The following is a 12062-nucleotide window of genomic DNA, read 5'->3' on the forward strand; positions in this document are numbered from 1 at the left end:
AACATGATTGAATGGGCCCTTCTAGGCATACCGATCGGCATAGTGCTCCTGTACATAGGTTCGGAGGCGATGGTCGACGGAGCTAAGAAGCTGGCGATCCGCCTCGGCGTAACTCCCTTCGTGGTGGGGCTTACGATCGTTGCTATAGGTTCCTCCGCTCCTGAGGCGATAACTTCTCTTGTCAGCAGCGAGAACCCCGAGATCATAATAGGCAACATCATCGGAAGCAATTCGGCCAATGCCGGGATCGCAGTAGGTCTGGCGGCCATTATAAGCCCGATAGCATGTAAGTTCGCCCAGATCAGGTTCGAGATGTCCGCGATGATCATAGCGGTACTTGTAATATTGGCGCTTTCTCTCAACGGAGTGCTCGGATTCATCGATGGAATAATATTGCTGGCACTGTTGATGGTCTTCATATTCTCCGTATATAAGGTGAAGGTGAAAGAGGGCCGTACGGAAGAGGCGCCGGATGTCGATGTTTCCAAGACCTCTGTGCCCATATGTTCGTTAATGATTATAATCGGAATGGCCGCGCTGTATTTCGGTGCCAGCTGGTTCATCGACGGTGCGGTCCGCCTCGCCGAGATATTCGGAGTATCGGACCTGATGATCGGACTGATACTGGTCGCCGTAGGCTCTGCGCTTCCGGAAATATGCATCTGCCTGATGGCGGCCTACCGTCACGAGGACGAGCTGGTCGTGAGCAACATAGTCGGAAGCATAGTTTTCAACAGCTTCTTCGCACTGGGCATCGGAGCGCTGTTCACAAACATCCCGATAGGCGATACAACTTTGGCCTTCCACATACCGGTAATGATAATACTGGCACTTTTGGTTTTCCTGTTTGTAAGGACTCACGACCGCGTCAACAGGAGAGAAGGTGTCTTCCTGTTCCTGGTATATGCCGCCTATATAGCACTCATGATGATATTCCCGCAGCTGACCAGCGGAGTCCTGTGATCACGAGTAATAGTACTCGCCGTTGGACTTCTGTTCCCTGTCGAGCCTGGAGTCCGGCTTGTTTATTCTGGGCCTGTGGCTTTCGGCGTCCCTTCTGAACGTAATGTCAACCGCCGAAAGGAATCTGTTCATGCCGTCCCTCATATCGAACGGGCCTTCTCCGATTCCGTGGTGCCCAGGCTCCCCGCCGAAGACCATCATTGAATCCGAGACCATGTCGAGGAAGTAGATGTCGTGGTCCACTATCATTCCGCTGCGTCCCGATTTTTCCATCATCCTGCGTATGGTCTTCGCCGCGTTCATCCTCTGGTTCGAGTCTAAATATGCCGAAGGCTCGTCGAACAGGTAGATGTCTGCGTCCGAAAGCAGGCACATCGCGATGGCTACCCTCTGAAGTTCTCCTCCCGAAAGGTTGGAGACCTGTTTGTCCATCAGATATTTTACGCTCAGAGGTTCGATGACCTCGCCCTCGAAGAAGCTCGAAGTGACCCTGTCGTAATCTTTGCGGTAAAACATGTCCCTTACCGTGCCGTCGAAGTCCCCGGTTATGTATTGGGGCTTGTATGCGACCCTCACCTTCGCGTCGATATTCCCGCCATCCGGCGATATTTCTCCGGCCAGCATCTTGACGAACGTCGTCTTGCCCGTGGCGTTGGGACCAACGACCCCTACCGATTCGCCCATCTTGATGGAACCTCCGACGACGTCGAGCGTGAACTCGCCGAAGTCTTTGTTTAAACCTTCGAAGGACAGCAGGTCTGCCGTTACCCAGTCGCTCCTGGGAGGCGAGGCGAAGAATTCTATCGGCCTGTCCCTGAAACGTATGTTCTCTTCGGGAAGGTAACCGTCCAAGTATACGTTGATGGCCGTCCTCACCTGTCTGGCCAGGGTGAATACGCCGTAAGCTCCCTCGGTACCGTAGACGACGCTGACGATATCGGCCAGGAAATCAAGGATAGCAAGGTCGTGCTCGATGACGACCACCTGCTTATCCACGCTCAAGGCCTTGATGATACGGGCGATTTTTATCCTCTGGTATATGTCCAGATACGAGGTCGGCTCGTCGAAGAAGTAGACGTCCGCATCCTTCATGATCGTTGCAGCCATGGCCACTCTCTGCAGCTCTCCGCCTGAGAGCTTCTTGATATCTCTGTCAAGCAGCTCCGTAAGCTCGAACATGACCGCCGCCTCGTCCAAGGTGAGGCGGCCCCTGATCCCTGAAAGAAAGCCCCTTACGGGTCCCGAGAAAGCCTTCGGGATGAGGTCGACGTACTGTGGTTTGATGGCCGTTCGGACCTTTCCCGCGTAGACGTCGGTGAGATATGTCTTGACCTCGGTGCCGTCGTAGTGCTGAAGCACCTCCTCCTTGGAGGGAGGATCCCTGTAGTCGCCGAGGTTGGGAACAAGTTCGCCGGAAAGTATCTTTATCGCCGTCGATTTTCCTATTCCGTTAGGGCCCAGTATTCCGGTCACCATCCCCTTCTTCGGTACGGGAAGCCTGTACAGGCGGAAAGTATTCTCGCCGTACTGATGAACCATCTCGGTCTTGAGCTCGTCTGCGAGCCCGATGATCTTGATCGCGTCGAACTGGCACTTGTTTACGCATATTCCGCATCCCTGACATAGGGCTTCGGAGATCAGGGGTTTGCCGCGTTCCCCGAAAACTATGCATTCCACTCCGGTTCTGACAAGTGGGCAGAATTTGTAGCATTCTTTGTTGCATTTTCTGTTCTGGCATCTGTCCTGCAGGACGGCCGCTATACGCATGCCTCCGCCTAGACCTATTAAAGATATAACCTTTAAGGATGGTACCACAGATAAACAAATAAAGTACTGCGGGAAGTAATAATCATGGCCGAAGCGGATGGGACCTCCGAGGATGTCAAAATACTGACGGGCGATTACAAAAGGGCGATTTGGCACCTTTCTATTCCGATAGCTGTGGCTTTGGCGATCCAGCATATCAATATCCTGGTGGATACGTTCTGGGTCGCAGGGCTCGGAGCGGACCCGATGGCCTCCATCAGCATAGTCTATCCGGTTTTCGCCACTGTCATGGGCATCGGAAGCGGACTGGGCATCGGAGCTTCTGCCGCGATAGCACGCAGCATAGGCCAGAATAATAGGAAGGAGGCGGGAAGAAAGGCCGGGCAGTCCCTTTTGCTTTCGGTCTTGGTATCGGTGGCCCTTACGCCGATTCTTTTGATAACCATGGAGCCGTCGATAATCCTCTTCGGAGGATCCGATATCCTGGGACTGTGCAAAGACTATGCCACGCCGCTCTATCTTGCCACGTTCGTAATCATACTGAACGCGATAATCACAGGAATTATCCGTGGGGAGGGCGCCGCTAAACGTTCGATGTACATTCAGCTTCTTTCCGCAGCGGTCAACATAATTATGGATCCCATCCTCATCTACGGACTGGGGATGGGGGTCGCCGGAGCGGCCTGGGCGACAGTCATCGCATTCGGCTCCTCCATCATACTGGCATTTTACTGGTATTTCATCAAAAAGGATATGTATCTAAAGATCGGGAGAAAAGAAGTAAAATACAGCCCTAAAGAGATGAAGGGAGTCCTCAAGGTAGGTCTACCGGAAGCTACCGAACTTTCAGTGATGAACATATTCAATGTTTTCCTGAATTTATCCGTCATAATGGTCGCCGGAACCGTGGGAGTTGCGATGTACTCCACGGGCTGGAGGGTCGTTTACCTGCTCATGATACCGGCCCAGGCCGTCGGAGGAGCGATAGTTTCGATCTGTTCGGCGCAGTACGGAGCAGAACAATACGGCAAGATCAGGAAGACATACTATTACGGTGTGAGGAAAACAGTCGAAACACTGATAGTACTGGCCATAATATTGTTCATCACTGCCGATCTGGCATCGGCCGCGTTCACTTACGAGGGGGAACTTGCGGCCAAAAGAGATGAGATGACCTACATCATCCGTGTATTCTGCATCATGGTGCCTGTGATGTCCCTTATATTCACAGGCTCGTCTCTGCTTCAGTCGCTCGAGAACGCGAACATAGCACTTGCATCATCGTTCATGCGCAACTTGATGCTGGCCATATTGTTCGCCGTCGCAGCGTACCTGATAGGTACGCCCCATTCTCTTTGGTGGTCCCTCACCCTGGGAGAGATAGTAGGAGGACTCCTGATGCTCGGACTGGCACTGTGGAGGTTGGGTCTGTTCGAACGTTCGAAGGGAATATCCCGAAAGTTATAATCTGTCAGAGCGATAATGGCCCATGACCGGAAGGAGGAGCCGCATCTGACTGATTCTTCGGAAAATATACTCGGTGACCCCCGAAAAGCAGTTCTTAGGATGTCGGCACCTATAGCGCTGGCACTGTTGGTCCAATACCTCAACAGCGTGGCGGACATGTTCTGGGTATCCGGGCTGGGGGCAGATGCCCTCGCGGCCGTAAGCATCGTCACGCCGATCTACATGGCGATCATCAGCATCGGGAACGGGATAGGCATAGGCGCATCCTATGCAATATCCAAACGGATAGGTGCCGGGGACCGGAGGTCCGCTTCTTCCGCTGCGGTTCAGTCGGTCGTGATCACCCTGATCGCCGGAGTGGTATCCCTTGTCCTGCTGGCAGTAATGGTCGAGCCAATCATGCGGTACATGGGGGCCGGAAGTATAATCGGACTCTGTACCGATTACGCATATCCCGTGATCCTCTTCGCTCCCCTTTTGATGATGGGAGGGGTGCTTTCAGGATGTCTGAGGGGCGAAGGCGCAGCGAAAAGGTCCACGTTCATCCTGGTGGTGGCCGCGGTATTCAACATAATACTGGACCCGGTGTTCATTTACTGGCTGGACATGGGAATCGCCGGAGCGGCCTACGCTACGGTGGTATCGGCCGCGATATCCATGATACCCGCAATATACTGGTACTCGGTGAAGAAGGACGTGCTTACGCCGATCTCCTTCAAATTTTTCAGGTTCACCCGTTCGGAAGTGAGATCGATCTCCGAGGTCGGCGTCCCCCAGACGGTGGAACTGGTGATCATGTCCTTGATGTCGGTTTTCTTCGTGCGCTCGATATCCTTTACCGGAGGTACCGACCTCGTCGCGGTTTTCGAGATAACGTGGAGGATCGCAATGATAATGATGGTCCCGGCACAGGCAATAGGTTTTGCTCTGGTACCTATATTGTCGGCATCGTTTGGGATGAAAGACCCAGACAGAGCGAATGTCAGTTTTATACACGGCATTAAACTGTCTATTGCGATAATGGTGGCGATCGCGGCACTCACGGCGCTGCTCGCCCCCCACCTGACAGAGCTCATGACGCTCTCCGACGACTCCGCCAGGCTGAGGCCGTACATGGCCGACATGCTGGTGGTCTGCACCCTTTTCTTCCCTGCTTTCTCACTGATCAACGCATCGTCGGCGCTGATGCAGTCTATGGGATTGGGGACGGCATCTCTGTTTCTGACGGTGGTGAGGAATCTGTTCATAGCCGCGGTCTACGCGTGGCTTTCCTCATTCAGGGTGGCATCATACATGTGGTGGGGAATGACCATCTGCGAGATCGCTTTCGGAATCGTTACTCTGGTAGTCGCCATCGTTCTTTTCAGGCACATTTCCCATATTGGAAAACCAATCTCGCAACTCTAATATACAACATCGAATTAGCCCGCCTTATGGGCGAAGCAATGACAAAAGATGTGGAAAAGCTTCTCGGCGACCCTAAAAGGGCCATTGTCCTGATGATGATACCCGTCATCATAGCGATGACATTCCAGAGTCTCAACAGCATCATCAACTCGGTCTGGGTAGCCGGCCTTGGTCCGAGCGCCCTGGCCGCCGTCGGCCTGGTCTTTCCCGTTTTCTTCATAATCCTAGCGGTCGGAAACGGTATCGGTGTCGGTGCTTCGCAGACCGTCGCATTGCACATAGGCATGGGCGATAAGCAGGGGGCCGACAGGTCTGCCGTCCAGGCAATAGTGCTGACGATCATCGCGTCGCTTATGATAGCGGCCATCCTGGGCGTATTCCTGCGCCCGCTCCTCATGTTGATGGGCGGAGGAAACATCATCGATGAGTGTTATCAGTATGCTCTGCCGATAGTCATCTTTTCACCGATACTGATGCTCAGCAGCCTGTTTTCGAACCTCCTCAGGTCCGAAGGCGCCGCAAAAAGATCGATGATGATCCAGATACTGACGGCGTGCATCAACCTTGCCATCGATCCGTTCCTGATATACCAGCCGTTCGGATTCGGACTGGGATGGGGCATAGCCGGTGCGGCCGTCGGTACGGTCATCTCGATGTTGATAGGCCTGAGCGTGGCTATTTACTGGTTCAAGGTAAAGAACGATACATACCTCACGCTCTCGCTTAAGGGATTCAAATTCGACAGAAAGATCGACAGGATGATCTTCAGGGTCGGAATCCCCGCAAGCCTGGAGATGATGATCATATCTCTCGTTTCGATAGTGATGAACATCATATTGATAGGGGCGGGAGGCGACGATGCGGTTGCAATCTACACCAGCAGCTGGCGTATCATCAGCATATTGATGATTCCCCTCATGGCCACCGGAAGTGCGATGGTCCCGGTCTGCGCCGCGGCGTTCGGAGCCCGGCGTTTCGACCGCGTAAACGAAGCATACCGCTACACCCTGAAGCTGGTCGTGGTGATCATGCTTGCGATCAGCATAATAACGGCGATCGCCGCACAGTACATGGTGATGATATTCACCTATACGGAATCGACGCTCTATCTACGCGAAGATATGGTCATGCTCCTGCATGTGGGATGCATATTCCTGCCGTTCGCCAGCTGGGGTGCCACAGCTTCCGCGTTCTTCCAGTCGTTGGGGATGGGCACGAAGTCCCTGATATCCACATTGGTCAGAAATCTGGTGCAGATCCCCGTATGCATATTCCTTTTCGGAATAGGCGGCACCCTGGACTACATCTGGTGGGGAGTGGCGTTCGGCGAGATCGTTGGTTCTCTGCTTGCCGGCATATGGGGAGAAAGCATTCTGAGGAACTTCCTGAAGCATGCGGAAAAATATCATCCCAAAGAAGGACAGGCGGCCTGAAATTGCCGTCCTTCTATCGATTTATTTATAGGTAACAGAACATTGTGAGGCCATATCATGTCAAAAGTTTGCATCAACATCGCCTGGCCGTATGCCAACGGGAAGATACACCTGGGACACGTGGCGGGGTCCCTTCTGCCGCCAGACATCTTCAGCAGATACAACCGCCTCGCCGGTAACGAGGTTTTGATGGTAGGCGGGTCCGATCAGCACGGGACCCCCATAACCGTCACCGCCGAGAAGGAGCACACCACGCCCGAGTCCGTGGCCGAGAGATACCACGAGATCAACAAGAAGGCGATCGAGGACCTCGACATAGAATATTCGCTATTCAACAAGACCCACTGCGATACCCATTACGAGGTGGTGCAGAAGCTGTTCCTCGACCTTCTCGACAGAGGATATCTTTATACAAAGCAGACAGACCAGTATTACTGCGGAGACTGCGGAAGGTTCCTCCCCGACAGGTATGTCGAGGGAGTCTGCCCTACCTGCGGGGCGGTAGACGTCAGGAGCGACCAGTGCGACACCTGCGGAACCACTTTCGAGCCGGGCGACCTTAAGGAGCCCCATTGCATCCAGTGCGGCAACGTGCCGGAGGTCAGGCAGACCGAGCATTATTTCCTGAAGCTGAGCGCTTTCAGGGAAAGACTTCTCGATTTTATCGCCGATAAGGGCCACTGGAGATCTAACGTGAAAACGTTCACGCAGAACTGGCTCAACGAGGGCCTCAACGACAGGGCGATCACCAGGGACATGACCTGGGGCGTCCCTGTGCCCGTGGACGGTTGGGACGGGAAGGTCATCTATGTGTGGTTCGACGCGGTCATCGGATATCTCAGCGCATCCATAGAATATTCGAAGATGATCGGCAAGCCCGACTACTGGAGAGAGTTCTGGCAGGACCCGGAGGTCAAGCACTACTATTTCATCGGTAAGGACAACATTCCTTTCCATTCGATAATCTGGCCCGCCATCTTGATGGGCGAGGGCGGTCTGAACCTGCCTTACGACATACCGGCTAACGAGTACCTGATGTTCGGCGGCGGAAAACTTTCAAAGAGCCGCGGAGGCGCAATAGATGTGCCCAGCGTCCTTAACGAATACGACGCGGACCTCGTCAGATATTATCTGTCGATCAACATGCCGGACACGCACGATTCTGATTTTTCTTGGGAGGACTTTAAGATAAAGATCAACAACGAACTCGTCTCCGACCTCGGGAACTATTATCACAGGTGTCTAAGCTTCACGCAGAAGAATTACGGAAGCATACCCGAAGCGGCCCTCCCCGAGGAGTCGGCGGAGGTCATGGGGAGGATCGGATCGGCCTTCAAAGAATACGACGAGTATCTTTCGAAATGCGATTTCAAGAAGGCTCTGAAGGCGGTCATGGACCTGGCCCATTTTGCGAACAAGTATTTTGACCAGTCCAAGCCATGGGCGCTTTTGAAGAGCGACAAGGAAGCGTGCGGAAGGGTCATGAACACAAACCTCCGCATAGTCAAAGCCCTCGCGGTCATGTCATGGCCGTACATGCCCCGCTCGTCGGAGAAGATATGGGAGTATCTGGCGATCGGCGGCACGATAGAGGAATGCGGATACGAAGGAATGACCGGGCCGCTTCCCAGCGGCGCCGCCATGCCCGAACCCGTGCCTGTCTACAAGAAGGTCGAGTTCGAGGACAAAAAGGAGAAAGAGAACAAGGTGCCAGCTGTTGAACCGGACATCTCCGGGCCGTTCGCGGACTTCAGGAAGCTCGATCTCAGGGCCGGAAGCGTGATCAGCGTTCAGGACCACCCGGATGCCGACAAGCTCTACCTGCTGAGCGTGGATATCGGGGAAGAATCCCCCAGGCAGATAGTTGCAGGTCTCAAGGCCTACTATCCGAGGGAAAAGATGCTCGGCCGCAAGGTCCTCGTGGTTTCCAACCTCAAGCCCGCCAAGCTCCGCGGTATAATGTCTTCGGGAATGCTGCTCGCGGCGGACGACGAGGACATAGGCGGAAGCGCCGTGCTACTGCTAACTCCCTCGAAGGAGGTTCCAAACGGGACGAAGTTCTCGTCCGGGATGGATTCGTCATCCTCTCGTATCGAGTACAAGGATTTCCAGAAGGCGGTCCTCAAGGTCTCCACGGTCAGAGACGGTATGTTCGTCGCCGGGTCCAGGAAGCTGGAGCCGTCGGAAGGATGCCCCACCCGTGCCGCGGCCGTGATAGATGGCGATAGAACAGTTCTGCTCAGCGACGGCAACGGCAGCGTTGCAACCGTCGAAAGCGAGATCAAGGACGGTGCTGGCGTAAGATGAAGGCGGACCTGCACATTCACTCTTCGTTCTCTTTGGACGGGCGCACAGACCCCGTCACGATAGTGGACGTCGCGGTCGAGAGGGGCATCGGTTGCATAGCGATAACGGATCACAACAGTTTCGAGGCATACGACCTGATCAAAGACGACGGCCGCCTCATAGTAATACCGGGGGAGGAAGTATCCTCGAAGGGAGGGCATATCCTCGCTTACGGCATCGACAGACAGATACAGAAGGGGCTTTCGATCATCGAAACCATAGAGGCCATCCACGATGCGGGAGGGATCGCCTTTGCGGCACACCCGTACAGATGGTGGTCGGGGCTCGGAGAGCAGGCCGTGCTCGACAATCCCTTCGACGGCATAGAGGCGGCGAACTCCAGATCGTACAATAAAGACAATTTGGGTTCTGCGGCGCTCGCCGCAAAGGTCGGATGTCCGGTATCGGCGGGGAGCGATGCGCACACCACGCGCCACATCGGATTCGGATATGTCACGCTGCCCGACGGGCTCACGTCATGGTCGGAAGTTCTGAGAGAGATGATGTCGGGACCTTTGTCGGCAATCAGCTCGAACAGGCACACGGGGAGCACTTTGCGCTACGGTATCAGATCGATTGGGCTCTGGATGTCCAGAGGTTTCAGGAAAATGTGATCCGGCGGGAACCCCCGCCGGAGTTAAGCGTTTATTTCATCAGTCCGACGGACCTGAGCTCGGCGGCGATCTTGTCGACCGCGCGGGTGACGTCCGGGGGGACCTTCGCTCCCGTGCATACCATCTTGCCGCTGCTGAATAGAAGCACTACGACCTTGGGGTCGTCCAGCCTGTAAACCAGGCCGGGGAACTGCTCGGGCTCGTACTCGACCCTCTCAAGTCCCAAAGTTATGGCCACGGTGTTCAGGTTTATCTCCTGTTCCAGGTCGGAAGAGGCGACGATGTTCTGAACTTCGATCTTGGGCACGATGGTTATTGTAATGCCCGCCTTCTCCAGGTCCTTGGCGACGGTGGTAACGGCCCTGACCACATCGTCATAGCACTTGGCGCCCGTGCATACGACCTTGCCGCTCCTGAAGAGCAGCGTGGCCGTCTTGGGGTCCTTGAGCCTGTACACAAGCCCCGGGAACTGCTGAGGGTTGTACTCCGCACCTTCGAGCGCGGCCTCTATCGCGTTGAGGTCGAGTTCCTGTCCCAGGTAGCTCGAGGCGACAACATTCTCTATTTTCATTTTTGCCATTTTTGTACCTTATATAGGCTATTTAAAGCCTATTTAAATAGATTACGCAAAACCCGACGTTAAAAGGAAAAATAAAATGGGGTCGGGAGGGAGAATTGAACTCCCGTATGCGGATCTGCAGTCCGCCACATAGCCACTGTGTTACCCCGACAGCCAGTCACTTCATCGGTTGAACGTATTAAATCATTTCGTCATCGGACGGGATAACGGTTATAGGTCTGTTAGTCTGATACACGGGCATGCATTGCAAGGACATTTCCATATTGGAAGCGGATTTCCCTCTCACCGAGGAAGGGATCCGCAAAGGATTGATGGGGCACAAGGCCTATGTCAGGGCACAGTATGTGGTCATGTCCAGGGATGGCAGGTACGCGGTCGCCGAGCTGCACAAGTCGGAGGGGGCGGGGCTGTTCAGGACAGTCGAGTCGGTGGACATAATATCTCTGCCCGAAGATACCGTGTTCGTGGACATGCCCGGGGCGGACGTCCTCAACCTTCCGGAAAGGGCGCAGATCCAGAAGGAGCATCCCGGGAAGACCGTGGTCGTCCGCGGGATGTTCTACCATATCAGTTTCGTCACCGGGATCGAGCCTATGACGCTGAGGGTCGTAGACAGCGTTCCTCCGTACCCGTCCAAGACGGAGATACTGGTCAACAAGGCCTTGGAGTCAGGATATATCGACCTTCCGATAGTGACCGAAAATCTGACCATCGATATCCAGGACATGGTATCGAAGGTCAGGACCGGAGGAGTCATGTTCCCCTGCAAGGTATCCGGCCTCAGGGCCGATAAACCGTTCTATTTCCTGGACGAGAGCCCCGAGCTGAATCACGAGGTCACATTGCTGGGGTGCGATACTTCCCGCAGGATATTCAGGGAACTCTACGGGAGGGACACCGCTACGATCGATATATGCCCCAGGGACTTCTGCCCCAAGGACGGGGTAAAAACCATCGTAAGGTGCTGCAAGGTCAGAGAGGGCCATGTGATAGAGGGCGACACGGCGGTCGTGCCCTGGGGAGCCACGGTTCCGGAAGTGGTCGCGGCGATAAAGGCGCTGTTCCGCTGATCAGAAACGCTTCCTTCCCTCTGCGAACGCTTTGTATCCTTCATCGGTACGTCCGACTCTGCATAGCAGTTCCCCGAGAAGATACCAGGAATCGGCATCGTCGGGGTTGCGTTCCAGACTTTTGGTCAGATGGTCTATGGCCTCGCCGACGCGGCCGCCCTCCGCAAGGACGCGGCTGACGGAACGTCCCGCCGTCTCTTCGTCGAGGACCTGTCTCATCTCTTTGATGGCGCGCTCCATAAGGACGTTCACGGAGTTGGCGGTAAGCCAAGGGTATCTCCCCATGACCATCTCTCTGAACGGTGCCGCGCGTTCGGGAACGATCTCCGCGGTTCCCGCTTTGAAAATGCCTCTGGGAACATGCACGGTAAGGTTCCCGTGATGCACCTCGATATGTCCGCTTGGAACCGGCAAG

Annotated in this window: 10 protein-coding genes and 1 tRNA gene; 7 read left to right on the forward strand and 4 right to left on the reverse strand. The window is 54.7% G+C overall.

The genetic code is table 11. The features are described from left to right. Nucleotides 1–3: 3 nt before the first annotated feature. Nucleotides 4–963, forward strand: coding sequence for a calcium/sodium antiporter (locus tag VB016_04520; protein MEA4977795.1), 960 nt, complete (start codon nucleotides 4–6; stop codon nucleotides 961–963). Here the strand turns inward: VB016_04520 and VB016_04525 are convergent, their stop codons facing one another. Next, on the reverse strand, nucleotides 964–2730 hold the full coding sequence (locus tag VB016_04525; protein ID MEA4977796.1) for a ribosome biogenesis/translation initiation ATPase RLI: 1767 nt from the start codon (nucleotides 2728–2730) through the stop codon (nucleotides 964–966). Nucleotides 2731–2814: 84 nt separating this feature from the next. Between VB016_04525 and VB016_04530 the strand changes: the two genes are divergently transcribed. From VB016_04530 to VB016_04550, 5 genes are all read left to right on the forward strand, one after another. Beyond that, nucleotides 2815–4197, forward strand: coding sequence for an MATE family efflux transporter (locus VB016_04530; GenBank protein MEA4977797.1), 1383 nt, complete (start codon nucleotides 2815–2817; stop codon nucleotides 4195–4197). Between the two features lie 99 nt (nucleotides 4198–4296). Further along, the gene (locus tag VB016_04535; GenBank protein MEA4977798.1) at nucleotides 4297–5604 is read left to right on the forward strand and encodes an MATE family efflux transporter; all 1308 of its coding nucleotides are present in this window, start codon (nucleotides 4297–4299) and stop codon (nucleotides 5602–5604) included. A 38-nt stretch (nucleotides 5605–5642) separates the two neighbouring features. Further along, nucleotides 5643–7037, forward strand: coding sequence for an MATE family efflux transporter (locus tag VB016_04540; GenBank protein ID MEA4977799.1), 1395 nt, complete (start codon nucleotides 5643–5645; stop codon nucleotides 7035–7037). Between the two features lie 57 nt (nucleotides 7038–7094). After that, nucleotides 7095–9344 carry a methionine--tRNA ligase gene (gene metG / locus VB016_04545; protein MEA4977800.1) on the forward strand — a complete coding sequence of 750 codons (2250 nt, stop codon included), beginning with the start codon at nucleotides 7095–7097 and terminating at the stop codon, nucleotides 9342–9344. Continuing rightward, the gene (locus tag VB016_04550; GenBank protein ID MEA4977801.1) at nucleotides 9341–9997 is read left to right on the forward strand and encodes a PHP-associated domain-containing protein; all 657 of its coding nucleotides are present in this window, start codon (nucleotides 9341–9343) and stop codon (nucleotides 9995–9997) included. The genes metG and VB016_04550 overlap by 4 nt, the downstream gene beginning before the upstream one ends. A 31-nt stretch (nucleotides 9998–10028) precedes the next feature. Here the strand turns inward: VB016_04550 and VB016_04555 are convergent, their stop codons facing one another. Both VB016_04555 and VB016_04560 read right to left on the reverse strand, forming a co-directional pair. After that, a complete protein-coding gene (locus tag VB016_04555) occupies nucleotides 10029–10577 on the reverse strand; it encodes a TATA-box-binding protein (GenBank protein ID MEA4977802.1) in 549 nt (182 codons plus the stop codon). 77 nt (nucleotides 10578–10654) lie between these two features. Continuing rightward, nucleotides 10655–10728: transfer RNA gene (locus tag VB016_04560), tRNA-Cys, on the reverse strand. A gap of 88 nt (nucleotides 10729–10816) precedes the next feature. Between VB016_04560 and VB016_04565 the strand changes: the two genes are divergently transcribed. Next, entirely contained in the window at nucleotides 10817–11647 is an 831-nt protein-coding gene (locus tag VB016_04565; GenBank protein MEA4977803.1) for a hypothetical protein, read from the forward strand. Here VB016_04565 and VB016_04570 read toward each other — a convergent pair whose 3' ends face one another. Beyond that, nucleotides 11648–12061 (reverse strand): tetratricopeptide repeat protein, encoded by a 414-nt coding sequence (locus tag VB016_04570; protein ID MEA4977804.1) that lies wholly within the window; start codon nucleotides 12059–12061, stop codon nucleotides 11648–11650. Between the last annotated feature and the right edge of the window lies 1 nt (nucleotide 12062).

Source organism: Methanomassiliicoccaceae archaeon (assembly GCA_034928305.1).
GTDB lineage: Archaea > Thermoplasmatota > Thermoplasmata > Methanomassiliicoccales > Methanomethylophilaceae > VadinCA11.